The following is a 23,495-nucleotide window of genomic DNA, read 5'->3' on the forward strand; positions in this document are numbered from 1 at the left end:
ATGAGTCGAAGGTCGGAGTGAAAATGTCGGAGCCTCCGATGCGTGAGATCGAGTGTTTCCTCGTTCTCGCTGAAGAACTGCACTTCGGTCGCACCGGCGAGCGGCTGTTCATCTCCCAGAGCCGAGTGAGTCAGCTGATCAGCGCATTGGAGCGTCGTATCGGCACAAGCCTGGTAGCGCGCACCAGTCGCCGCGTTCACCTGACTGAATTCGGCGCCGATTTTCTTGCGTCGTTGGCTCCCGCCCATCGTGCGCTCGTCGGAGTAATCGAGGACGCTCAATCGAGAGCACGCAACACGCCGACGCCGTTTCGGGTGGGTTTCCAAGGAGCAATTTACGATTCGATCGCGGCTGCTGTCTCTCGTTTCGAGATACAACATCCGCAAACATGCGTGACCATCAAAGAATTACCCCTGGGTGATCCGTTCAGTGATGTACTCGCCGGGCGAATCGATGCGGCAGTGGCACTTCTCCCCGTAGATGAGCCCGAGCTGACAACCGGGCTCGTCTTTTCTCGACAGCCCCAGACCCTGGCTGTCTCAGTCCATCACCCGTTCAGCGAACTGGGCGTGATCGACGCCGAGCAGTTGGCGCAGATCTGTCTCGTACCCATCACCGGCCCCGCCCCCGACTATTGGCAGCGTGTGAATTCCCCGAGCACGACGCCGGGCGGAGCCACGATTCCCACGCAGGGTGGGGCGAGCACCGTTCAGGAAGGCCTGTCGCAGGTCGCATTCAGTCAGGTCGGCCTCATCCTCTGCGCTGCAACCGCTGCATACAGCCAGCGCTCGGACATCACATTCGTACCGATCAACGGATTACCCGAATCTGCTTTGGGTCTCGTGTGGCGTACCGATCTCGAAAGCCCACGACTTCGCGCTTTCGCGAAAGCGATCGAGGAAGCACACACCTGTCCCTCCTGACGTCGATCAGTAAGTCGCGGAAGGAGTCCGGGGCATTGAGATGCATCGTGTGTGAGATGATCGCGCCATGTCTGCGATCACCGACTACTTCACCGCGCGCACGGATGAGCATGCCACCTCTGCCCTCGAGGGACTCGTCGACTTGGAACCAGAGGTGATGGAGGCGAACGCAGCTTCTCGCCCGCGGATCCAGTTGGCTGCGAGTGGGACTCCAGTTCTGCAGGCGAAAGGCGTCGATCCAGTTGTCGCGCTCGGCCGACTGGAAGCAGCCCTCACCGCTCGCCCCTACGACGAAGTTGCAAAAGGTCCACGCTGCGGGAAACTCGTCGCGATGAGCGACGACGGCGACACCCTCGTGCTCACGGTTACCGACGAATTGCGTGATGCACTAGCGGAATTGAACGCAGAAGGCGTCGCGGCCGCTGCGGCCGCCTGGGCGATCGACGAGACCAGTGAACCGTCGGAGGACTCAGTGCCGTTCCTGACCGCCTTCGTCGAACTAGCGACCAGAGCTGTGGCTCAGGGCGAACGAATGTACGGCTACGTCGTCATTTGAGCTTCGCAACTCCGCCGATCTGAACAGACAGGTCGTTCGTCTTCGACTCCCGACTTACCGTCAGCCCGGGATCTGCCGGGCCAGATCGTTGCGGTCGAAGTCGGAGAACTGCTGGGTGTCAGTGCAGTATCCACAGCTCGCTCCGAAGAACTCGGTGCGAGCGTTCGGATCGTCGAGTAGCCAGTACCGCAGCCACGCCGTGCTCGGCCCGCGCATATCGCCGCCGTTGATCGCCGTACCGAAGTGCGTGGCGCCGCGCAGTTCCAGATACTCGGCAGGCACGTGGTCGGCGTCCTCGTACATCGCCCGCACGATCGCCGGCCAAACGATTGCGTCGGCCTGGCCGGCCAGATAGAGAACCGGCTCGTCGATGAGATCGACATCATTGAGCGGGCCTGGTTGGATCGCGACGGCAGTGTCGACGCGGTCGTCGATCGCCGCGTTGATCGCCGCAGACCCGCCCTGCGAGTGCCCCACCGCACCAATGTGTTCCAGGTCGACTTTGCCGTAGAAGACACTCGACGGGCTGGCCGCTTTGTCCGCGATAAGGTCGATTCCCGACCGCATGGTGATGGCAAAGTTGCTTGCCGGGGTATTGGCGGCGACCACGATGAATCCGTGGCTGGCGTAGTGGCGCAACAAAGAGGTGTACGCACCGGGGAGCACACCGGTCCCGTTGCCCCAGATCACAACAGGGTGCTTCTCGCCGCGCGCGCCGAGCTGGCGCGGGTAGTACAGAGTGTGCACCAGCCCGATCGAGACATTCGGCGTGTACGGCCCTGCACTCGCCCAATCGTGCCCGACGCTCGGGATGCCGGGCGCATCGGCAGCCGCTGTTCCGGTTGCGCCCGTGAGTCCTAGCGTCGCGCACAACGCAACCGCCGCTGCAGCATTCACGAAATGTTTCAGAGACTTTCGCATGAAAGTCAACCTTTCGAAGTTGATCCGGAGTGACGTGTATTACATATTCACGGGAAGGCAACCCGTCGGCTTTGTTTCAGGAAACGGACTATCCCAGAAGTGTTGTGTCTGTGGACAAAATCATCGTTCTCGGTGGATGCCCCGGCGACGCGAATACCCAGAGCGCAAGGTCCAGTTCGCCTCGGCCTACGGCTTCCGCGCGGATTGCTCGGCACACAGCCGTAGGAAATGTTCGACGATCTGCGTGTTCTGGCCGTCCCTTGCCACGGCTGCGATCTTCCGTGATGGCAGTTCGAATATCTCGCCCACAGTGCACCCGCGTTCGGATGCTCGCTCGGCACTGGAGAGTTCGAGGATGACAGCACCGATCCCTTCGTACGCGAAATCCGCGAAGGCATCGCGGTGCTGTGACCTCATCACGAATGCGTGGTCGATTCGCGGTTCGATCGACCGCAGATGGCGATAGACATCGGAAGTTTCGAACCGTGGTGCGACAACCAAACCGATGCGCATGAGATCTTCGCCGATGAATACCCCGTCCACCGGTGGCGGGGTACCGGGCGGGCAGACGAGCCGCAACTTGTGGTCCGGAAGGCGCACCGTGCGCGTCCCGGGAACACCGGTGGGCGGCGACTCCATTATTGCCACGTCAGCGGTGCCTGCCATGACCGGATGAATCGCATCGGCCACGGACGACCCAGGCGGATCCGAGATGGTGATCCTCAGGTTCGGCACCTCCGTGCGCAGCGCTCCGAGCAGTACCGCTGCGGGATCGTCCGCAAGGCTCGCTGTCGTGGCAACACTGAGGTGGGGGACTGCTGACAGTAAGAACTCGCGCTCGACCACTAATCGGTCGAGCGCGGCCAGCGCTTCGCGTGCTGGATCGATGAGATTCCGTCCGCGCGCAGTCAGCGTCGCGCCGGTCCGGCCTCGATTGAAAAGCCGTCCTCCGACGCGTCTTTCGAGCCGCGCAATTGATTGAGAGACGCTCGATGTTCCCGTGAACTGATTTGCCGCTGCCGCCGTGATACTGCCGTGTTCGACGACGGCAAGGAAGTCTTGTAGTTGCCGCGGATCGATTCGCGGGGTGGCGGACTCTCCGAACTTGCTCATCCGGCGTTCCCCATTCCACCTTCGTCACGTAATCGACTGGTCGTCTCGATAAACGCTTGTGCCGCAGGCGATGGCGTCGAACCGTGGAACATCCAGATATCACGAGTGAGCGGGGGCCGAGTACGACACAACACCACACCTTCTCCGACTGTATCGGCGACAGATTCGGGAAGGAAAGCGACGCCGACTCCCGCGCGTACAAGTGGGATCATCGAAGCCACAGAGATAGTCTCCGCAACCACCGCCTCGTCCACAGTGCCTTCGCCCAGGCGTTCCGCCAACAGTCGCCGAGTGACATCGTCACGCGGGCTGGTGATCAATCCGATTCGCAACAGATCCGTCAACGCCGCTGCCCCCTCGCCTTCACTTCGTGCGGCCGGCACCAGCGCAACGATTTGTTGCCGGCCGAGAAGGATACGTTCAACGCCCTCGTCGAACACCTCGTCCACCCCGAGGCCGATATCAGCCTGACCCGAGGCGACCACCGTTCCGATTCCGTCGGTGTCGTTGCTGAGCATCGTCACCGCAACGTTCGGAAACTTTCTTTTGAACGCACCCAGGGCTGTGGCCGCTGGATCACGCGCCAATGTTCGCGGACACACGACCGTCAGCCGACCCCGCTGCACGACGTTCAATGGATGCAAAGCGTGATCCAAATCCCGGTATGCCCGAAGTACTTGGGCCGCCGGACCTGTGAGATCGCGTCCAGCGTCGGTCAGGGTGACTCCCCGCGATCCACGGCGGACGAGCGTCAGGCCGCACTCTTTCTCCATTCTGGCCAGAGCCTCCGAGATCGTCGGCTGGCTGACCCCCAGTCCGCGAGCCGCAGCGGAAATGCTGCCCCGATCAGCAAGGGCGAGAAAGTATTCCAGATGACGCCGGTCCATTCGGGGTTCCCTTCTCGTGGCAGTCCTCGCGCGCGCCCGATTTTGCGCCCGTCAGGCATAGGGAAACCCTATGGCATACCTCTCGAATGTGGCGTAGACGGGAAGAAGAATCTCGTGATCTGCTTCACATATGAACGCAGTGAGCAACAACCCGGGGAGCTTCGACCAGAGGCACCCGTCTGCTTTTGTCGAGCACCTATCGCCGCCTGCGAGCACCACGGAGGAGGCGCCGAAATGACCGAAACCATCACCGCAAGTTCGCCATCCGGTGCTACGTCACCCCGTTCTGCGAGGCGGGCACGCTCTGAGCCGAAGCCCGCTCGACAGCGTCGATCCGGTACGCGACTCACCATCGGGGTACGACTGGCCCAGGTCGCGCTGCTTCTGGTCCTACTCAGAGCGTGGCAGCTCGTCGCATCGCAAGGTTGGATCGAGCCAGTTCTGGCCAAAACGCCAGGCGAGGCCTGGGCCTACTTCACCGCAGCGGTGCAGTCGGGCGAGATTTCGTCGAACTTGCGTGCCACGATGACTGCCGTCGTGATCGCGTGGATCCTCGCCAGCGCAGTCGGGGTGGCGGTCGGACTCTCTCTCGGACTGCTTCCGACCCTCGAACGCATCATGAGTCCGTTCCTGGATGCGGCGAATGCCATGCCACGTCTTGCGCTGGCGCCTCTGCTTATCGTCATCTTCGGGATCACGATGACGGCGAAGGTCGCTCTCGCGTTCACACTCGTCTTCTTCATCGTCTGCTCGAGTGCACGAGCCGGTGTGAAGTCGGTGGACGACGAATGGCTCCGACTATCCACTGTCCTGAATGCCAGTAAGACACAGGTGTTCTGGCACATCCTCCTCCCCGTCGCAACACCTGGCATTTTTGCCGGTCTTCGGTTGGGGCTGATCTATTCGCTACTTGGCGTTGTCGGTTCGGAACTGATCTCGTCACGGGACGGGCTGGGCCAGCTTGTGTCGATCTACTCGGCCCAGTTCCGGATGGAAGCGGTCTACGCGATCCTCATACTTCTCGCAATCGTCGCAGTCGTCCTCAACCAGGCCATGAACTTCGCCGAGCGCTACCTCCTTCGGTGGCAGCCGCCGGCTCGACGATGACAGGAATCATCATGGATACCAAAGTGATTACACCCGCAGTCCAACTCGACGGACTGACGATATCCTTCCCCTCGCCCGACGGGTCGGCGAAAACTGTGGTCGACAATCTCGACCTCACCATCCCTCGCGGACAGTTCGTCAGCCTGGTCGGCAGGAGCGGTTGCGGAAAGACCACTCTGCTCAACGCGCTCGCTGGATTGGTGGACGCAACGGAAGGCAAAACCGAGGTCCTCGGCACAACACCATTCGACGCTCGTTCCCGGATGGGCTTCATGATGGCCCGAGATGCGCTGTTCCCGTGGCGAACAGCGCAGAAGAACGTCGAGTACGGTCTCGAATTAAGGGGAGTACCCAAGGTGGAGAGACGAACTCAATCAGCGCGCTGGCTTGCGGCCGTTCAAATGTCCGAGGCGTCACGGCTGTGGACTTGGCAACTCTCCCAAGGGATGCGCCAGCGTGTCGCGTTGGCCCGAACGTGGGCACTGGATCCGGACATCTTGTTGATGGACGAACCCTTTGCCGCCCTCGATGCGCAAACCCGAGTCGAAGTACAGCGAGAATTCCTCGAGCTTTGGCAATCCCAGGTAGGCCGGACGGTCATCTTCGTAACCCACGACCTCGGCGAAGCCATCTGTCTGTCCGACCGCGTTCTGCTGCTCGGGGCCGGCCGGGTGATCGACGACGTCAGCATTGACATCGAACGCCCCCGCGAACTCGAAACCCTCACCGCCGAACCTCGATACATCGAAATCTTCAACCGGCTGCGTGGTCAGCTCGACCACTGATGTGCCCAGCCAACTCAGCTTGATTTCTGATGCGCCCACCCAACTCAGCTTGATTTCTGATGCGCCCAGCCATCAAGGAACAGGAATCCCATGAAACTTCGACCTTTTGTCGGCACAGTCATTGCAGCGGCCCTACTGCTTTCCGCGTGTGGAGGGGGAGGGCGTCCGAACGACGGTAGCGTCGCCATCGGGGTCTACCCTGCGAGTGCTTTGTCCCTGCCTGTCTACGTCGCTGTCCAACAAGGAATGTTCGACAAGGAAGGCCTCCACGTCGAGCTCATCGACGGAAAGAACGGGCCCGAACTCATCAGCGGTCTCATCGGCGGTACAACCGATCTCGCGGTCGGTGCACCCGGAACCGTCGTGCCGGCCATAGAGCAAGGGCAGAGTCTGCGGCCACTGTCCCCCTACGGGTCGATCGATCTTGCCATCGCCGTGACGAAAGACAGCGGCATCACCACCATCGAGGATTTGCCCGGCAAGCGGATCGCCATACCGTCACGTGGCGGCGCGGCCGAGCAATTCGTCAATCAGCTTCTCGCAGAACGAAACATCGACGCCTCCACGGTGCAATTCATCGCAGCGGCACCCACCGCGAGTCAGATACCACTCGCACGAAAGGGCGACATAGATGCCGCCGTTCTCACCGCTGCCAGCCAGGCCGTATTCGATGCTCAAGGAATACCGATGACGGCGATTACAGAAGTAGACCCGGTGGGCTCTGACGGCGTGAGTTCATACGGCCTGGGCACGGTGCTCGTCACGACAGCCACATTCGCTGAATCCGATGCTGCTGCCCCCGTGTGTGCGGCGCTCGAGGCCGCAGCAGGGTGGATAGCCGATCCTGCGAACGAGCAAGCAGGAGCTCAACTTCTCACCGAGCGAATGAATGTTCCTGCTGACAAAGCCAACCAGGTGTGGGCTTCGCAGAAGAGCCTCTGGCCTGTGCAGATTTCGGCCGACCGATGGACCCAGAACGTCAGATGGGTGAACAACCAGACCTCGGGCAAGTCCGACGCCGACGTTCCTTTCGACCCCCTCTGCTGACCAACGCCCCCATACACAATCCAGTTCGTCTACTACGAAAGAGAAGAAAAGATGACACAACTCGCTGACCAGTCAACACAATCCGAGTCCCAGCACGATCGCCGGCAGCTCACCGAGGCTTGGTCTGCAGTCACCGACAGTCTTGCGACATTCGGTTCGACCGCTGCCGCTACCGGATCGCCGCTGGACAGCGCCGAAGGTGTACGGCACGCACTTCGTCTGTTCGGATACCTCGCCGAGATGAACATCGAGCGCCAAGACGTACTCCGGCCTGAACTCTTCACCCTGATGTCACCGATGCGAAAGTTCTGGGGAGACGGCATCGACGTCGACTACTGGACTGCGATGATCGACCCCAACGAGACATACCGTATTCACGGTAACCGTGGCACAGTGCCGTACGTCGCCGTTCTCGCCAATCGTGTCGGCGCGTCTGGGACCGACCGGGTCGCCGACAACATCGTCATCGACGACAAGGTGTGTGACGCGGACGGCAACTTCGAGATCTTCGTCGCACAAGAGCTGGAGGGGCGCAGCGGCATTCGGCTGGATGAGCGCTGCTTCGACGTAGTAGTGCGTGTGTATCACAAGACGCGTAACGCGGAGATCGATCCTGTTCTCCACATCGAGCGCCTCGGTCCGCCGCCTGGTGCACGCCCCGATCTCGACACGGCGTGGCTGACCCAGCGCCTCACGAAACTTGCTCGTGGCATGGACGTGAGCCTTCGACGCAGTCTTCAGCTCATCGAAACACTCAGTCAGTCTCCCAACGAAATTCGCGTGACCTCGGAGCAGCGAGGGTGGGGAGACTTCTACGGCACCAGCTCCAACCAATACGTTGCCGGCTGGTGGTCACTGAAAGACGCTACTGCCGTAGACATTACATTCACCATCCCCGACTGCACCTACTTCGGAGTGATGCTGTACAACCACTGGTTCGAGTCCTTCGAGTACCGCGACCACACCGTCAACCTCAACGACGCACACTTCGAGCGCAATGACGATGGAACCGTGACGATCCGAATCGGGGGAGTAGAAGGCGACAGAAACCGACTGAACCCCTGCAACCACACCGAAGGCATCTTGTTGGCGCGCTGCCTGGAGCCCGCTGAGGATGTCACTTCGCCTCATGTGGAGATCATTCGATGACCGACGAAGTAGACCTGCCGTTGGCAGGTGTCCGAGTAGTGGAGATCGGTCAACTGATCGCAATACCCAGCGCCGGGCAGCAGTTGTCCGATCTCGGCGCCGAGGTCATCAAGCTCGAGCCTCCAGGTGGTGAACCGGCCCGACAAATCGACGCCGACTACGCGCGCGGCATCTTCTACGGGTACAACCGTGGAAAGCGTTCAATCTGCCTCGACCTCAAAGACTCCGCCGATCTGCAGCGAGCTCGGGATCTGATCGCATCGAGCGACATCTTGCTGCACAATTTGCGTCCGGGAACCCTTGATCGATTGGGATTCTCCTCTGCCGAACTCCAACTCCTGCGACCGGAAATCATCGCCGTCTCGGTGAGCGGGTACGGGGCGGAAGGCCCGTCCGCCACCCGCGCGGGGCTCGACATCGCTGCGCAAGCAGAGAGCGGACTGATGTCGGTGACGGGTGAGGCGGATAGCCCGCCACAACGTGTGGGCGCACCGGTCATAGACCATGCAACGAGCTATGTCGTCGCGCAGGCGGCACTGGCAGCGCTACTTCGACGTGAGCGCACCGGCAAAGGATCGTCCGTCCGAGTCTCCCTGCTGGACGTCGCAATCCACTTGCAGACCGCCAACTGGATCGAGTGGCAGGTATCCGGAAAGCCCATGAGTCGCAAAGGGAACGGACAACCAAGCGTCGCACCGGCGGCAGACGTCTTTCGCGCCGCCGACGGCGAGCTGGTGATCAGCGGATACCAACCGCGCGCATGGATCGAACTGTGCAAGGCGATCGACCTACCCGAGTTGGCCGACGACCCGAGGTTCACCACCAACGCGCTGCGTGTGGAAAACCGTGTTGACCTCGTCGCCACTATCGAGAAGCAGCTGTGCCACCGTAGCGCCGCTGAGGCGGTAGAGCATCTCACTGCGGCCGGAGTGGTTGCCGCACTTGTGCGTGACTACGACCAGGTGATCCGCGCCGACGACGTGGTTGCGAACCGTACCTTCATCCCCGGCACCAACGAACATGGCGAACAGTATTTGACGCCTGCCATGCCCTATCGCGCCGAACCTCCGATGGCACGAACTGAACTTTCACAGGTTCCGGCCTTGAACGAGTGGACAACATCGACGCGCTGAATGCGCCGTTCGGGTCGAAATTGACTTTGCACCAACGTAACTGACAAACAGATAGCCATGCACCATCGAGGAGATGTCCAGTGCTGACCACCGCATTTACCGAGACATTCGGAGTTCGCCACCCAATCGTGCAGGGCGGCATGCAATGGGTGGGGAGAGCAGAACTCGTAGCGGCAGTTGCAAACGCCGGCGCGCTCGGCATGCTCACTGCCCTGACACAGCCGACACCTGACGATCTTGCCCGAGAAATATCCCGAACGCGCGAGCTCACCGATCAACCTTTCGGGGTCAACCTCACAATCCTCCCGACGATCACACCTCCGCCCTACGATGAGTATCGCAACGTGATCATCGACTGCGGAGTGAAAGTCGTCGAGACAGCTGGATCGTCTCCCGCGCCCCATCTGCCGCACTTTCACGGCGCAGGCATCAAGGTTCTCCACAAGTGCACCAGCGTCCGCCACGCGGTCAAAGCCCAGGCCCTCGGTGTCGACAGCATCAGCATCGACGGGTTCGAATGTGCCGGGCATCCAGGGGAAGACGACGTACCGGGTCTCGTTCTCATCGCTGCAGCAGCAGAGCGGATCAGCATTCCCATGATCGCGTCCGGCGGATTTTCCGATGGGCGAGGATTAGTGGCGGCCCTCGCGCTCGGCGCCGACGGCATCAACATGGGTACCCGGTTCATGTGCACCGAGGAGTCTCCGATTCACCGCAACATCAAAGAGGCGATAGTCGCTGCCTCGGAGGTCGACACGGAACTGATTTTCAGGTCACTACGTAATACGGCTCGCGTAGCACGCAACAGCGTCAGCCAAGAGGTTGTCGAAATTCTCTCCAGCGGTGGCAAATTCGAAGACGTTCGAGATCTTGTAGCCGGTGCGCGGGGCAGAGCGGTGTTCGACAGCGGCGACCCCGAGGCTGGCATCTGGACGGCAGGGACGGTGCAAGGATTGATTCACGACATCCCCACAGTGGGCGAATTGGTGGAACGAATTGTCGCAGAGTCCGAAGCACTGATTGCCGGACGGCTTACCGGCCTCCTGGATCCTGTCAGCGCCTGACGCTGTCCGAACCCGCTGAGCGCTACAGTCGGCCAGTCCTTCGCGCATGATCGCTGCCGTTGCGCTCGCCGACCCGCATGCCGCCGATACTTCGTCCTCGATGCGTCGTGCGGTGACGGTGAGCTCTTCCGGCTAGCCTCGCGGCTCGTCATCGCCGCTCGCTCGTTTCGGGCGCATCCGGACGATCATTGACGTCAGGACGAGGAACGCACAGGGAGGAGTCGTTCAATCAGCTCAAAAACCGCGATCACCAGGCACCTTAGTATGCTTTTTGACAATCAAACGTAGTCAACTGTGCCAGCAGTGGACCAAAGCCCGAAACCGCACTACTGACGGAAGCAGCAGGCGCCATCTCGCACTCACCGGCGAAAAGATTGCAGCACTACGACTCTGCGAATCGCCGACAGCGCCCACTACACGTTCGATCGCGACACTGCCGCGATGTTCGGGTCTGATCCACCCAAACGCTCCGACCTTGTCAAAGGGCTCGGAACCGATGTCTTCACACGAGATATCAGTCGCGGGCCGCGCGAACTCACACCTACCGGCACGTCGCTGCAACACCTCGTGCTGGCGAATATCGATCGCCTCCGCAAGATCGCCAGCTACGAACCAGCCCGACCGAAGTAGACCCTCAACGACGCCGTCCTCTTGCGGTCGCATTCGACCGTGAGACGTAGGCGTACGCACGACAGCCTTTTGGCACGCAACTCCAACCTTCAGAAGTTGAGGGTGGGCTCAGCCTGCATTTGTACTGTCGAGATGCCGCGAAGATCAGCGAAACATTAAAGGTCCCGGCGCCGGTGATCTAGGCTGATCATCGTTTTCTATCTGCTCGTGACGGGGGAAGTACGTGTTCGGCTTCTATGTGACAGCGCTGTTCGTCAGCGGAATCGGCGTGATCGTTTTGGCGCTGGTGACCTCCGAACTGCACCCCGGCCGCCGTCTTGTCAACGGTCTTATCGGCACCGCGTTCCTGAGCTACGGCATCTACCTGGCCGTATTCCTCCACGGTGGCGAGTACCGAATCTTCCTCTGGGTCTTCATCCTCCCGTTCATCTTGCTGGGCCAGGCGATGCGCACCGTCGAGGTCCCCGCGCCTCCCGGGGCGTCCTCCCCCGACATCGACGACCACCTCGTCGACCCCGCCCCGGCACCGACTCCGGCTCGTACCGCCGCCACCCGCGAACGCATGGCCGCGGCCAAGTCTGCCCAACTCGAGGCCCTTCGCGCCAAGCATGCCGCCAAGAGCGATAAGTTCGACGATCACGCGCCGTCTACGCCTGCCTGACGAGAGGCATAGCGGCGGCAACTAAACCATTAATGGTTTGCTCCGCCAATTTCTTCCCCGCCACCTCGACCGACCGCGCGGTAAGACGCACATACTTTGACGAACTTCGGCGACTCGCCCGAGACCCGTCAAAGTAGCGGGGCGCGTCTCGCTAATCTGCGCTGCATCTCGACAGCAGCAGCTATCCCCGCGCCATATCCACGAACTTGGACAGGTGAAGTTGGTGCGCCACAGTGATTGTCGCGGTCGGACCGTTACGGTGCTTACCCAGAATCAAGTCGGCTTCACCGCCACGGGGATCGTCTCGCTCAGTCGCGTCAGGGCGATACAACAGGATCACCATGTCGGCGTCCTGCTCGAGTGAACCAGACTCGCGAAGGTCGGCCACCTGCGGGCGCTTGTCGGTTCGCTGCTCGGGACCACGGTTGAGCTGACAGATCGCGACAACAGGAACTTCGAGCTCCTTCGCCAAAAGCTTTAGGCTACGGGAGAATTCGGAAACTTCCTGCTGACGAGACTCGACCTTCTTACCCGAGCTCATCAGCTGCAGGTAGTCGATGACGATCAGGCGAATATCGTGTTTCTGCTTGAGCCGTCGAGCTTTTGCGCGAATCTCCATCATCGTGAGGTTGGGGGAGTCGTCGATGAAGAGCGGCGCCTCACTGATCTCACTCATACGACGTGCGAGCTTGGTCCAGTCGTCGTCGGTCATCTTGCCGGAGCGCATGTCACCGAGCTTGATCTTCGCTTCTGCGGACAGCAGACGCATCACGATCTCGGTTTTACTCATTTCCAACGAGAACATGACGCTGGCCATGCCGTGTGTGATGGAGCAGGAACGCAGGAAATCCATTCCGAGCGTGGAGTTGTGCGTCGGGACCATCGAATGACCGGCCAGGTACATGTGGTCGGCGTTGTCGACCTCGACGCAGCGAACCGGAACACTCGCAATTGGCCGAACGTCGACAATGAAGCGCGATCCGTGATCCTCGGCGCGCAGTTCCTTGTGGAACAACATCTTTCGAGAAACGCGGAACACATCTGCGTTTGCAACAATCGACAGAACTGATTCGCCTGCAACTGTTACTCCAAAACCGAGGCCAACAACCAACTCCGCGATATCGCCTGACAGACCTTGATGTGCAATCGCCAAGGCAATCGAACCGTCGTCGCCGACAACACCCGCAACATCGAGGATGCCTGCCAGCAGGTCGCGTCGCTGCCCGATGGGGCCACGGAGGTACTCGGCCGGAATGCGCTTGTCTTCCAAGGACACCTGGGCGCAACCATCGCCCTCGAGGAACATGGCAATCTCGGGGTCAACCGAATCGAGAGCACCGTCGGTGCCCAACCACACACCGAAGGTGTAAGCGGGAGTCACGAGTTCCTGGGCCGCAAAATCCAAGGCAGCAGTGTTGGCAACTCGATGCCCGGAATCCAGATGGGCGTAAATATCGGCGGTAGTGCGGACCGAAACACTGGAGGTCTCCGTCAACCACTGATGCTGCTCGTCGGCCACCAACACTGTTCCATCGGAAAACTCGACCTCGTAGCAAGGACGGTCAACCATCACGTCGGTAGCGGCAACAACCCGCGTCGGCTTGCCGTGGTTGTCGATCAACAGATCGCCGACAGCAACGTCACCCATCGTGGTCCAGCCACTGGGCGTCGCGAGGGGAGTATCGAGGGCAAGCGCCTTGCCCACACCAGGACGGGCCGCGACGATAATCATCTGACCAGCGTGAAGGCCGTTGGTGATCTCGTCGAGATCCTTGAATCCGGTGGGCACACCGAGGGAAATTCCGCCGCGGCTGGCGATGGAGTCGATCTCGTCCATCGTGGGCTGGAGGAGCTCGGTGAGGGGTACGAAGTCCTCGGTGGTTCGACGCTCGGTGACCTCGAAGATCTCGGCCTGCGCGCGGTCGACAACCTCGGCCACGTCCTGGCCCTCGGTGCCGGCGTAGCCGTACTGGACGATGCGCGTACCGGCGTCGACCAGACGACGCAGCACGGACTTCTCGGCCACGATCTCGGCATAGAAGGCGGCGTTGGCGGCTGTGGGCACTGTCTGGGTCAGCGTCACCAGGTAGGCAGCACCACCGATACGGCGGAGCTCACCTCGACGGTCGAGCTCGGCGGAGACCGTCACCGGGTCGGCGGGCTCGCCACGGCTGTAGAGGTCCAGGATCACGTCGTAGACGGACTGGTGAGCGGGCCGGTAGAAGTCACCCGGGCGCAGTACCTCGAGGACGTCAGCGATGGCGTCCTTGCTCAGCAGCATGCCGCCGAGCACCGACTGCTCGGCAGTCATGTCCTGAGGTGGCTGGCGTCCGAACTCCTGGTCGGGCTCGGCCTCGGGAGGGCCCGGGTAGTCCGGCCCCGAGAAGTCGGAAGGTCCTCGATCATCTACAACAGCCACAAGCGAGACCTTCCCGTAAAACACTCGACGACACTGCCAGAAACCGCAGCGCCCTCATCATTTGTACCTGCCCCCACCGACATCCCCTAGCCGCATTCGGCCGGGCTGTAGATAGACGCCGAGATGACGTTAGGGACTAGTAGGTCCGCATACAAACCGGACTGTGGATAAAGCTGTGGATGCTTTGTGGAAACTCCCGCCCCACGGTGTGCACCGCCTGTGGAGCATTTGGGGACTACTTTGCTTAGTAACTACAAAAGACCAGGTAGATGGCTATCCACAATTTCACAGGCCTGTTGATGAAAATAGTTTTTCCACAGTCGGCGCGTCGGTGTGTCGGGCGTGTTGCCTCGCCCGATTCGTCACTGATCACCAAGTCGAACATCACAGTGTGAGAGTTATCCCCAGGTCCGATTCGGGACGCTGTCAGGCGGCACACCGCACCCCGAAACAAAACGTCGGGCCCCGCACACCGAAGTGTGCGGGGCCCGGCGAGACGAACAGTCGACTATGCGCCGACGACGTTCAGGTTGAACTTGGCAACCACATCGGGGTGCAGGTTCACGACCACGGCGTGCTTGCCCGTGTTCTTGATGTGAGCCTTCGGCAACACGATGGAGCGCTTGTCGACAACCGGTCCACCGGCAGCCTTGATCGCAGCAGCGACGTCAGCGACGGTAACCGAACCGAAGAGCTTGCCCGAGCCACCGGCGGTCTTGACCGTCAGCGTTACGGACTCGAGGCCCTCGATAGCTGCCTTGAGCTCCTTGGCGTGATCCAGGCCGCGCACAGCGCGCGCTTCCTGTGCACGACGGATGCCCTCGACCTGCTTCTCGGCGCCACGGGTGGCGACGATTGCCAGTCCGCGGGGGAGCAGGTAGTTACGGCCGTAGCCGTCCTTGACCTCCACGGTGTCGCCAGGCGCACCGAGGTTGTCCACGTCAGCGGTGAGGATGAGCTTCATGTTCTTTCCTCCCTTTCCTTAGCGAGCCACGGTGGCGTAAGGCAGCAGTGCTACCTCACGTGAGTTCTTGACGGCAATGGCAACGTCGCGCTGGTGCTGGACGCAATTGCCGGTGACACGGCGAGCACGGATCTTTCCGCGATCGCTGACGTACTTACGAAGCAACGTCGTGTCCTTGTAGTTGATCTGCGTGTTCTTCTCTTTGCAGAAGGTGCAGACCTTCTTCTTCATAACCTTGTCGCGCAAGGGCGGCTTCGGCATGTCTTTGCTCTTTTCTGGATGTTCCTGATCAGGTACGGATCAGAAGGGCGGTTCGTCGCTGCCCGCACCACCGAAGGAGCCCGAAGCCTGAGGCGCACTGCCCCAAGGATCGTCTCCACCCGAAGGTGCAGCGCTCGGACGTCCGCCACCCGATCCGCCGGAGGAACCGCCGAAGTTGCCGCCTCCACCGCCGCCACCACGGTTGGCCTTGTTGACCTTTGCCGTGGCGTACTTCAGTGAAGGACCGATTTCATCGACTTCGAGCTCGACGACAGTTCGCTTTTCGCCCTCGCGAGTTTCGTACGAACGCTGCTTGAGCCGGCCGCTCACGATTACTCGTGAACCACGGGTCAAGCTCTCCGCGACGTTCTCGGCTGCTTCGCGCCAGATGTTGCAACGCATGAACAGCGCATCGCCGTCTTTCCATTCATTGGAATTACGGTCGAAGGTGCGGGGCGTGGAAGCAACCGTGAAGTTTGCAACCGCGGCACCCGCCGGGGTGAAACGAAGTTCAGGATCAGCCGTCAGGTTTCCGATGACGGTGATGATGGTGTCGCCAGCCATGTGGTTCCTCCTGCATTGATGTAAGACCGTTGGGCGCGAGAGTAGAGCTCGCTACCGACAGTAATTACTTGTTGTGGCGCAGAACCTTCGTGCGCAGAACCGACTCGTTCAGACCGAGCTGACGATCGAGCTCAGCGACGGTGGCGGGAGTGGCGTTGATGTCGATCACCGCGTAGATACCTTCAGCATGCTTCAGGATCTCGTAGGCGAGACGACGCTTACCCCAGACATCGACCTTGTCGATCGTGCCGCCGTGCTGGCGCACAACATTGAGGAACGTATCCAGTGAAGGAGCAACAGTGCGCTCGTCCAGGCTGGGGTCAAGGATGACCATCAATTCGTAATGACGCATAAGACCTCATCACCTCCTGTGGACTAAGTGAAAACGGCCACGGACTATCCGTGGCAGGAGGGTCGTTGCGTCAGCAACCCTCGTAGGTTACACGAGGGGCCTTGACCAGGGAAATCGTCCCGGCCCTCCGGGAAGACCACCAGATCGATGCGCGACGCGTGGTGCAGACGCATCACCCCGCGAGCCACTGCGCCCCCTAGGGTGAGAATCATGCGAACAGACCGCAAGACCCCGGCGTCGATCCTGGCGTTGGTCGTCGGATTGTGCGGGCTGACGATGGCGCTGGGCTATTTCAACAAGGCCAGATGCGGCGGTGCACCGTTCGCGCCCGACGGACGAAGCCTGAACTTCGACGTCAACAAGAACATCGACGTCTGCTACTCCGACATTCAGTTGCTCTGGCTCGGACGAGGTATCGATCAGCATCTGTTCCCCTTCGTCACCGGAGGGATAACGCCCGAAGGATTCCTGACCGGCGGAACCGTCGAATACCCGGTGCTCAGCGGAATTCTGATGTGGCTGGGCGGTATCGGCTCACACACCGACACCGATTTCCTTCTGCACTCGGCCCTGATCCTGGCTCCTTTCGGACTGCTCACGGCGTGGATGCTCGGCAAGATGAGCGGCGCGTACGCGCTCGTGTGGTCGGCGACTCCGCCCCTGGTTCTGTACGCATTCCACAACTGGGAGCTCCCGGTGGTGGCCACCAGCGTCGGCGCGATCTTTCTGATGACGTTCGAGCGGATCCCGCTGCGAACTCGCGCGGTTCTGGCGGCCGTCATCCTGGCGATCGGTTTCTGTTTGAAGCTGTACCCGGGAATGTTCGTGCTGCCGCTCATGGCCTACGTGCTTCTACGCAGCACCGAAGGCAAGCGCTACGACGTTCGTGGAGCGCTGATGACGGCGGGCGCGGCGATCGTCACCGTCGTCCTCGTCAACCTGCCGTTCGCCCTCATTTCCTACGAAGGCTGGCGCGCGTCGTTCAGCTTCCAGGAGAAGCGAAGCGCCGACATCACCACCAACTCGGTGTGGTTCTGGGGTTTGCGCCCCTTCTACGGTTTCGGAGTTCGCGAACTCAACGCCGACTACGACGCACTGGTGAGCATCCTGTCTCCGGTGATGATCCTGTTGTCGTTCGCGCTCGCGATGTATCTGGGTTGGCGCCGCTACGTCCGCGACGGCTACTTTCCGTGGATTGCAGTCAGTGCCGCGATGCTGTGCGGATTCGTGTTGCTGCACAAGGTCAATTCACCGCAGTACACACTGTGGATCCTGCCTTTCCTCGTACTGTTCAAGATCCGGTGGTTCTGGATCGTCGCCTATCTGATCGCCGACGCAGCGTTGGGTATCGGCATCTTCCGGTACTTCTACCAACTGGACATGAATCTCGATCCGAGCAAGTACGAGGCCGTCGTCCAGGCGAGCGTGTGGGGCCACGTCGTCCTGCTCGCCGTGTTCTTCTTCTTGTTCCTGCGAGTCCCGTTGCGGTATCCGCTTGCCGGTGGGACCGATCAGATTGCCAACTCCGACAACAACCTTCCGACTCACTCACGGGAGCACGCCTGATGACTGCATCATGGTTCGAATCACCGACGCTGACCGGTGATCGTGTCCGACTCGAACCCCTGGGCGTCGCGCACACCGACGCTCTGCTCGCGGCGGCCGACGACCCGGCGATCTTTCGTTGGACCGCATCGCCCATCACCGATCGGGAACAGGCACAGAAGTACATCGCTGCAGCAACCGACGACCCTAATCGGATCGCCTTTGCGCAGGTGAACATCGTGACGAACGCCGTGGTCGGCACCACGTCCATGTACCAGATCGACCCGGTAAACCGCAGTCTTGCAATCGGATACACGTGGTTGTCGCGATCGGTTCAGGGAACCGGGATCAATCCCGAATCGAAGCTGCTCCTGCTTCGTCACGCCTTCGACCAGCTCGAAGCCGTACGCGTCGAGTGGCACACGGACGAGTTCAACGAACAGTCCAGGGCCGCGATCGCAAAGCTCGGCGCTCAGTTCGAGGGCCTGCTGCGCAAGCACCGACGCCGTGTCGACGGCAGTTGGCGTACAACAGCGCTGTTCGCGATGACCGACGACGATTGGCCGACCATCGCACCTCAGCTCGAGACACGTACCCGAAACTAGCCATCACCTGCACTCTTCGACGAAGTCCATGCCAAGATTCACCTCATGAGCGATCAGGGTGGGTACGGGTACCAGGGCAATCAGAATTGGCAACCGGCTCCGTACGGGCAGCCCGATCCGTACGGCAGGCGGCCGACGAACACACTCGCGGTACTCGCCCTCGTCTTCGCGTTCCTCATCGCGCCGTTGGGGATCGTCTTCGGGCACATCGCTCGCGGCCAGATCAAACGGACCGGCGAAGAAGGCGACGGACTCGCCCTTGCCGGACTGATCATCGGCTACATCTTCACCGCACTCGGCATCCTGGCCGTGATCGTGTGGATCGCGTTCTTCGGGCTGCTCGCCGCCGCTTTCGGCAACGCCGCCAATGAAGCGAGTTCGCGGAGTCTCACCTATACGACGCCGTACTCGTACTCCACGACCACGACTCGGGCGCCGAGTGCACCCACCACAGCGCCGAAAACGACGACGCCCCCACGCGTCACAACCTCGATCGGACCAGCGCCGACCGTCTCGGGCACCAACCGTCAGGGCTTCATCTCCGGCGGCCCCAGTTGCAACTCCACCAATCCCGCCGTCGCCATCGCCGTCACGACCGGATCACGAATCGTCATCTGCGAAACCGGAGTCGGGCGTTACTACTACAAGGGTCAACGGCTGAGCGACGGCGCCACCATCGAACTCGACGATCCGACGCCCACGGGCAACGGATTCACCGTCACCAACAAGGACGTGACGTACAAGCTCACCTCCGCCGGACTGGTGATCGCCGGCAGCGGAGGCGAGCTTGGTCGGGAACCGGCGCTCGAGTTCTGGATGAACTGACCCACGTCAGCCGGCGCACGGATCCTGATAGGGAACACCGGGCAGGTACCGCTCCCATTCGGCTTCCGTGATGGGAGATCCTGCGGTGCGGCACAATCGATCAACGACGCCGTCGGGGTCGATTCCCCACAAGCGAACGGTCTTGTCCGACCCACTGCCCGCGATCATGTCACTCTCGCCCGCGAACTGAGCGTCGTTGACGCGACCCGGGTAGGCGGACAGCGTCGCAAATCGTGTTGACCGCGAGGGAGTCTCGATGTCCCAGAGCCAGACGGTTCCGTCGCCGACACCGGCAGCGAGCCGATCACCGGCGCGGTTGAACGAGATCGAATAGATTGCGCCCTCGGGGCCGACGAGACGAGCGAGTTCCTCGGGTGCCGACGGTGTGCGTACGTCCCACACGGCGACACCGTGATCCGCACTTCCAGCGGCCAACAGCGTTCCGTCGGCGCTGAAAGACACTGCTAATGCGTAGCTTTCGAATCCACCCACCGTCGCCGCCACCCGGGGCGACGCTGCGTTCGACACGTCCCACAGATCCACTTCGTTCGTGGCGTTCGCGATCGCCAAGATGTCGGTACCTGGCTGAAAGGCCATCATCTGCGGGTAGGAGCCGACATCGGTCGACGACAACAGTTTCGGAGCCGACGGGTCGGAAACGTCGACCAACGCAATACTGTTGTCGTCCTGCGAGGACACCGCCAGCAGATCTCCGGCGGGATTCAGTGCGACAACCGCCACGATGCCCTTCACATATACCGCAGGCTCGCCGTAGATACGTGGCGACGCCGGATCACTCAGGTCCCAAAGATATGCACCGCCGCCGCCGGTGCCGCTCACAGCCAGGTTCCCGTCTGCCGACACCGCCGACGCACCGCTGAAAGTGTCGGCCCCTTGCGGTTTCAACTCCGGCATCACCGCGGGGCGATCGAGATCCTCGGTGTTCCACGCCAACATCGCGCCACCCCTGGCACCGACGCCGGCCACCAGACGCGAGCCGTCCGCGGCAAAGGGACTGGTGAAGATCGTGTCCCGAGCTCCCGCCCAGATCGGACCCGGAAGAGCCCACACGCGAGTCACACCGTTGAGTCCCCCGGTGACCAGATTGCGGCCGTCATCGCTGTAGTCGACGGTGGTCACCGCCCCACTGTCCGGAAGTGTTTCGATCAATGCCCCGGTTCGGGGGTCCCACACGCGCACGGAGTTGTCGGAACTTCCTGCGGCAAGACGTGTTCCGTCTTTGCCGTAGTTCAGTTCGTTGACGTAGCTGGAAAATCCCGTCAGTGCCTGCAGGGGAGTGGGGCGCGCCGGATCGCTCATGTCCCACCGAACCACCTCCCTGCCAGTGGTTCCCGCCGCGAGCTCACGTCCGTCCGGGCTGAAGGCAACGCCGAGGTAGTGGACGGTGGTGCCGTTGGGCTCGGTCGCGAAGATCGGCGCCGATTCCTCACCCCACTTCGCGACGTCCCACACGCGCAGAGTCGCTTGACGCCCGCCCGCCACGAGGAAACGTCCGTCGGGGCTGAACGTCGCGGTGACAATGCCGTCAGCTGGATGCAGAAGAGCAGGCAAAGCAACGGCATTCGTGGAGGTGTCGATGTTCCATCGCAGGACGTCGGGCGTCGAGGTACCGGCGACCAGCTTGGTTCCGTCTGGACTGAACTCCATGTCCTGCACTACCCGTTCACCGTCGACGGGAAGAGTTCCACGAACCGGATTCTTCGGGTCCGACACATCCCAGAGTGCAGCGCCGCCGGCACCACCGGTCGCAAGGAGCCGTCCGTCCGGGCTGTAGGCGACGGCAAAGAGGGCCGTGCCCTCCGAGACTCCGAGGAACTCCGCCTGCGGAACGGCTGAGGCAACACCGTCCACCATCGGATAAAGCCTGACTTTTCCGTCCGAACCACCCACCGCCACAACAGTTCCGGCTGGGTTGATCCGGGCCTTCATCGCGCCGGGCGGCCCGATGATGCGAGTAGCCGAATGAACGCCCGACGCATCCAGCAACGCCGAGCGGGCTTCGGTCGTTTCGTTGACCGCAAATGCCGCCAGAGCAAGCTGCGACGCCAGCGACGGATCCCGCTCACGCATCCTGATCGACTCGGTGGCCACCTGACGCGACATCGCCTCGTCGCGCGCGGTATCTGCTTGGACACGTTGACGATTGGCGCCGATACCGGCGACGGTGGCAACCACCGCCAACACCAGAGCGATCACCGACGCGGCTGCCAGCGCAGTCACGAGCCGTCGTAGCACGCGTGTACGTCGGCGATCGGCAAATTCCTGCTGATCACGATGCTCGATGCTCGCGGCGAGGTACTCCCGCTCGGTGGCATTGAGGTCGGCGGCGCGGGTCCGACTCGGTTCCAGTGGGAGACCGAGTTCACCCGAGTTCAGCCATTCTTCCGTCAGGTGAAGACGTGCGGGTCCGAGCAGCGCGCCGGGGTCGCGTCCACTGTCTTCCCATACCTGCGCCGCGTAGGTGAACCGGCGATGCACCGCCAGGCCGGCGCGGTCCGAGTCGATCCAATCGCGAAGCCGACTCCACGCGGACAGCAAGACCTCGTGCGAAACCTCGACGGTCTCCTCGTCGACGGTGAGAAGGCGGCGTAAGGCGAACCGGTCGATGACGGTATTCACGTCGTCGACGTCGTCACCGAGGAAGAGTTCGGTGCGCGGTGCCCGCCGACGCGTCTGCGTCACTTCGTCGACGTTGACCAACCGGAGGAAGATCCTGCGCGCCAACTGCTGCTGCCGCTCTGTGAGCTCGCCGTACACTTCCTCCGCGCTTTGCTGGACAGCTCCGGCGATCCCGTCGGTGGCGTAGTAATCCGAGACGGTCAGAGTTTTACGCGTCGACCGTTGCCAGGTCCCCAACAGTGCGTGTGACAGCAAGGGCAAAGCTCCGGGGTCGCTCGCCGTACGCGAGCCGCGTGGTGTCAGCTCGGAGACCAGAACCTGAACCAATTCGCTCTGCACGGTCATCCCGGCCTTGATCGCCGGCTCGACGATCACCTCGCGCAATTGTTCGTCGGTCAGTGGCCCGACCACCATCGGCGAATCGTCGAGCAGCGGCACCAAAAGCGGTTCCTCCGCCGCGAGCCCGTAGAAGTCGGCGCGCATTCCGATGACGGCGATGGTGTTCTCACCGAGTTCCGCGAGTGTCCGCAGTATTTCCTCGCGCCGATCACCGTCGCACTGCGTCCACAGTTCCTCGAACTGGTCGAGGATCAAGACCGTTGGTTCGTCGGAAATCGACGACGGGATTCCTCCTGTACCCGGCTGCAGGGTTTCCACCCGCCAACCGTCGAACCGTGGATCGTCCCCGGCGATCTTGGGGGCGAGCCCGGCCCGCAGCAACGACGACTTACCCGATCCTGAAGCACCGATCACCATGAACTGACGGCGACCGTCACCTCGTATCGCCGACGCCACCCGCTCGACCAAGTTGGCAGTGAGTTCGTCTCGACCGAAGAACCACTCGGCGTCCTCTTGCCGGAACGACTCGAGACCTCGATACGGAACGGTGGCGTCGCCGCGTCGTCTGGCCGTCAGCTGTCTCACTCGTTGCACCGCACTGATCCAGCGCTGCCGCTCATCCTCGGAATCGACGCCGCAGGCCTCGAGGAGCGCGAAAAACATCGGGGTACTCGCCGGCGTCGGCAGGTGTTGGCCGGCAAACCATCCGCTGACGGTTCCGTGCAAACCACCCGAACGCTCGACGGCTTCGCGGACCGTCAGTCCGGCTGCGTTCCGCAGTGCAGTGAGCGTCTCAGCAAACTGCCCACGCGACTCGATCCGGGCGGGATCGACCTGATTGTGCGTACCGGCTTCCGCCTTCGAGTTCATAGCGACGCACTCTATCGGAGCAGGTAGGGGATTTGTCCGTTGTATGGACTCTGTATCGAGAGAGTTGCACCCGTTCCACTGAGACACCTCGATCGAAATACTCGTCTCAGTCGCACCCTGAGCCAGCAGCCCTTC

General features: G+C 61.6%; 21 protein-coding genes. 12 read left to right on the forward strand and 9 right to left on the reverse strand.

What is annotated here, in order from left to right:
- Positions 1-23 precede the first annotated feature (23 nt).
- A complete protein-coding gene (locus tag G9U53_RS06760; RefSeq protein ID WP_042448101.1) occupies positions 24-923 on the forward strand; it encodes a LysR family transcriptional regulator in 900 nt (299 codons plus the stop codon).
- A gap of 67 nt (positions 924-990) precedes the next feature.
- Complete coding sequence (locus tag G9U53_RS06765; RefSeq protein ID WP_030537159.1) at positions 991-1,479, forward strand: hypothetical protein; 489 nt, start codon at positions 991-993, stop codon at positions 1,477-1,479.
- A gap of 60 nt (positions 1,480-1,539) precedes the next feature.
- Here G9U53_RS06765 and G9U53_RS06770 read toward each other — a convergent pair whose 3' ends face one another.
- The 3 genes from G9U53_RS06770 to G9U53_RS06780 form a co-directional block, all read right to left on the reverse strand.
- A complete protein-coding gene (locus tag G9U53_RS06770) occupies positions 1,540-2,400 on the reverse strand; it encodes an acetylxylan esterase (protein WP_042448096.1) in 861 nt (286 codons plus the stop codon).
- A gap of 186 nt (positions 2,401-2,586) precedes the next feature.
- Positions 2,587-3,513 (reverse strand): LysR family transcriptional regulator, encoded by a 927-nt coding sequence (locus G9U53_RS06775; RefSeq protein WP_064074390.1) that lies wholly within the window; start codon positions 3,511-3,513, stop codon positions 2,587-2,589.
- On the reverse strand, positions 3,510-4,400 hold the full coding sequence (locus G9U53_RS06780) for a LysR family transcriptional regulator (protein WP_007735587.1): 891 nt from the start codon (positions 4,398-4,400) through the stop codon (positions 3,510-3,512). Before G9U53_RS06780 ends, G9U53_RS06775 begins: the two co-directional genes overlap by 4 nt.
- A 234-nt stretch (positions 4,401-4,634) precedes the next feature.
- Here G9U53_RS06780 and G9U53_RS06785 point away from each other — a divergent pair, with 234 nt between their 5' ends.
- From G9U53_RS06785 to G9U53_RS06815, 7 genes are all read left to right on the forward strand, one after another.
- A complete protein-coding gene (locus G9U53_RS06785) occupies positions 4,635-5,507 on the forward strand; it encodes an ABC transporter permease (RefSeq protein ID WP_165638501.1) in 873 nt (290 codons plus the stop codon).
- An 11-nt stretch (positions 5,508-5,518) separates the two neighbouring features.
- The gene (locus G9U53_RS06790; RefSeq protein ID WP_242692439.1) at positions 5,519-6,292 is read left to right on the forward strand and encodes an ABC transporter ATP-binding protein; all 774 of its coding nucleotides are present in this window, start codon (positions 5,519-5,521) and stop codon (positions 6,290-6,292) included.
- 90 nt (positions 6,293-6,382) lie between these two features.
- On the forward strand, positions 6,383-7,339 hold the full coding sequence (locus G9U53_RS06795) for an ABC transporter substrate-binding protein (protein WP_003943065.1): 957 nt from the start codon (positions 6,383-6,385) through the stop codon (positions 7,337-7,339).
- A 51-nt stretch (positions 7,340-7,390) separates the two neighbouring features.
- Positions 7,391-8,488, forward strand: coding sequence for a hypothetical protein (locus tag G9U53_RS06800; RefSeq protein WP_054188348.1), 1,098 nt, complete (start codon positions 7,391-7,393; stop codon positions 8,486-8,488).
- Complete coding sequence (locus G9U53_RS06805) at positions 8,485-9,621, forward strand: CoA transferase (protein WP_003942859.1); 1,137 nt, start codon at positions 8,485-8,487, stop codon at positions 9,619-9,621. Before G9U53_RS06800 ends, G9U53_RS06805 begins: the two co-directional genes overlap by 4 nt.
- An 80-nt stretch (positions 9,622-9,701) precedes the next feature.
- Positions 9,702-10,685 (forward strand): nitronate monooxygenase family protein, encoded by a 984-nt coding sequence (locus G9U53_RS06810; RefSeq protein WP_003943081.1) that lies wholly within the window; start codon positions 9,702-9,704, stop codon positions 10,683-10,685.
- Between the two features lie 853 nt (positions 10,686-11,538).
- Positions 11,539-11,976 carry a hypothetical protein gene (locus tag G9U53_RS06815; protein WP_003942929.1) on the forward strand — a complete coding sequence of 146 codons (438 nt, stop codon included), beginning with the start codon at positions 11,539-11,541 and terminating at the stop codon, positions 11,974-11,976.
- 181 nt (positions 11,977-12,157) lie between these two features.
- Here G9U53_RS06815 and dnaB read toward each other — a convergent pair whose 3' ends face one another.
- From dnaB to rpsF, 5 genes are all read right to left on the reverse strand, one after another.
- A complete protein-coding gene (gene dnaB, locus G9U53_RS06820; protein WP_003941250.1) occupies positions 12,158-14,395 on the reverse strand; it encodes a replicative DNA helicase in 2,238 nt (745 codons plus the stop codon).
- 508 nt (positions 14,396-14,903) lie between these two features.
- Positions 14,904-15,359 (reverse strand): 50S ribosomal protein L9, encoded by a 456-nt coding sequence (gene rplI, locus G9U53_RS06825; protein WP_007735531.1) that lies wholly within the window; start codon positions 15,357-15,359, stop codon positions 14,904-14,906.
- A gap of 18 nt (positions 15,360-15,377) precedes the next feature.
- Entirely contained in the window at positions 15,378-15,620 is a 243-nt protein-coding gene (gene rpsR / locus G9U53_RS06830; protein ID WP_003941245.1) for a 30S ribosomal protein S18, read from the reverse strand.
- A 39-nt stretch (positions 15,621-15,659) separates the two neighbouring features.
- Positions 15,660-16,184: a single-stranded DNA-binding protein gene (locus G9U53_RS06835; protein ID WP_003941248.1), complete on the reverse strand. Its 525-nt coding sequence runs from the start codon at positions 16,182-16,184 to the stop codon at positions 15,660-15,662.
- 64 nt (positions 16,185-16,248) lie between these two features.
- The gene (gene rpsF, locus G9U53_RS06840) at positions 16,249-16,536 is read right to left on the reverse strand and encodes a 30S ribosomal protein S6 (RefSeq protein ID WP_003941237.1); all 288 of its coding nucleotides are present in this window, start codon (positions 16,534-16,536) and stop codon (positions 16,249-16,251) included.
- Positions 16,537-16,746: 210 nt separating this feature from the next.
- On the opposite strand from rpsF, the gene G9U53_RS06845 reads away from it, so the two are divergent.
- Genes G9U53_RS06845 through G9U53_RS06855 form a run of 3 tightly spaced genes read left to right on the forward strand, consistent with a single transcriptional unit; the run spans position 16,747 to position 19,511 of the window.
- Positions 16,747-18,102 (forward strand): hypothetical protein, encoded by a 1,356-nt coding sequence (locus G9U53_RS06845; RefSeq protein ID WP_058039353.1) that lies wholly within the window; start codon positions 16,747-16,749, stop codon positions 18,100-18,102.
- A complete protein-coding gene (locus tag G9U53_RS06850) occupies positions 18,102-18,686 on the forward strand; it encodes a GNAT family protein (RefSeq protein ID WP_007735529.1) in 585 nt (194 codons plus the stop codon). Before G9U53_RS06845 ends, G9U53_RS06850 begins: the two co-directional genes overlap by 1 nt.
- 45 nt (positions 18,687-18,731) lie before the next feature.
- On the forward strand, positions 18,732-19,511 hold the full coding sequence (locus G9U53_RS06855) for a DUF4190 domain-containing protein (protein WP_165638503.1): 780 nt from the start codon (positions 18,732-18,734) through the stop codon (positions 19,509-19,511).
- Positions 19,512-19,517: 6 nt separating this feature from the next.
- Here the strand turns inward: G9U53_RS06855 and G9U53_RS06860 are convergent, their stop codons facing one another.
- Entirely contained in the window at positions 19,518-23,360 is a 3,843-nt protein-coding gene (locus G9U53_RS06860; RefSeq protein WP_165638504.1) for a helix-turn-helix domain-containing protein, read from the reverse strand.
- Positions 23,361-23,495: the final 135 nt, after the last annotated feature.

The sequence above is a fragment of the Rhodococcus sp. D-46 genome (assembly GCF_011290655.1).
Taxonomy (GTDB): Bacteria; Actinomycetota; Actinomycetes; order Mycobacteriales; family Mycobacteriaceae; genus Rhodococcus_F; species Rhodococcus_F qingshengii.

What these genes read in the sequence shown, in the direction of transcription:
- G9U53_RS06765 (WP_030537159.1), top strand. Translation starts at nt 991, where the DNA reads ATGTCTGCGATCACCGACTACTTCACCGCGCGCACGGATGAGCATGCC.
- G9U53_RS06790 (WP_242692439.1), top strand. Translation starts at nt 5,519, where the DNA reads ATGGATACCAAAGTGATTACACCCGCAGTCCAACTCGACGGACTGACG.
- G9U53_RS06850 (WP_007735529.1), top strand. Translation starts at nt 18,102, where the DNA reads ATGACTGCATCATGGTTCGAATCACCGACGCTGACCGGTGATCGTGTC.
- G9U53_RS06855 (WP_165638503.1), top strand. Translation starts at nt 18,732, where the DNA reads ATGAGCGATCAGGGTGGGTACGGGTACCAGGGCAATCAGAATTGGCAA.
- G9U53_RS06845 (WP_058039353.1), top strand. Translation starts at nt 16,747, where the DNA reads ATGCGAACAGACCGCAAGACCCCGGCGTCGATCCTGGCGTTGGTCGTC.
- G9U53_RS06785 (WP_165638501.1), top strand. Translation starts at nt 4,635, where the DNA reads ATGACCGAAACCATCACCGCAAGTTCGCCATCCGGTGCTACGTCACCC.
- rpsR (WP_003941245.1), bottom strand. Translation starts at nt 15,620, where the DNA reads ATGCCGAAGCCGCCCTTGCGCGACAAGGTTATGAAGAAGAAGGTCTGC.
- G9U53_RS06780 (WP_007735587.1), bottom strand. Translation starts at nt 4,400, where the DNA reads ATGGACCGGCGTCATCTGGAATACTTTCTCGCCCTTGCTGATCGGGGC.
- G9U53_RS06770 (WP_042448096.1), bottom strand. Translation starts at nt 2,400, where the DNA reads ATGCGAAAGTCTCTGAAACATTTCGTGAATGCTGCAGCGGCGGTTGCG.
- G9U53_RS06760 (WP_042448101.1), top strand. Translation starts at nt 24, where the DNA reads ATGTCGGAGCCTCCGATGCGTGAGATCGAGTGTTTCCTCGTTCTCGCT.
- rpsF (WP_003941237.1), bottom strand. Translation starts at nt 16,536, where the DNA reads ATGCGTCATTACGAATTGATGGTCATCCTTGACCCCAGCCTGGACGAG.
- G9U53_RS06795 (WP_003943065.1), top strand. Translation starts at nt 6,383, where the DNA reads ATGAAACTTCGACCTTTTGTCGGCACAGTCATTGCAGCGGCCCTACTG.
- G9U53_RS06860 (WP_165638504.1), bottom strand. Translation starts at nt 23,360, where the DNA reads ATGAACTCGAAGGCGGAAGCCGGTACGCACAATCAGGTCGATCCCGCC.
- G9U53_RS06835 (WP_003941248.1), bottom strand. Translation starts at nt 16,184, where the DNA reads ATGGCTGGCGACACCATCATCACCGTCATCGGAAACCTGACGGCTGAT.
- G9U53_RS06805 (WP_003942859.1), top strand. Translation starts at nt 8,485, where the DNA reads ATGACCGACGAAGTAGACCTGCCGTTGGCAGGTGTCCGAGTAGTGGAG.
- rplI (WP_007735531.1), bottom strand. Translation starts at nt 15,359, where the DNA reads ATGAAGCTCATCCTCACCGCTGACGTGGACAACCTCGGTGCGCCTGGC.
- G9U53_RS06800 (WP_054188348.1), top strand. Translation starts at nt 7,391, where the DNA reads ATGACACAACTCGCTGACCAGTCAACACAATCCGAGTCCCAGCACGAT.
- G9U53_RS06775 (WP_064074390.1), bottom strand. Translation starts at nt 3,513, where the DNA reads ATGAGCAAGTTCGGAGAGTCCGCCACCCCGCGAATCGATCCGCGGCAA.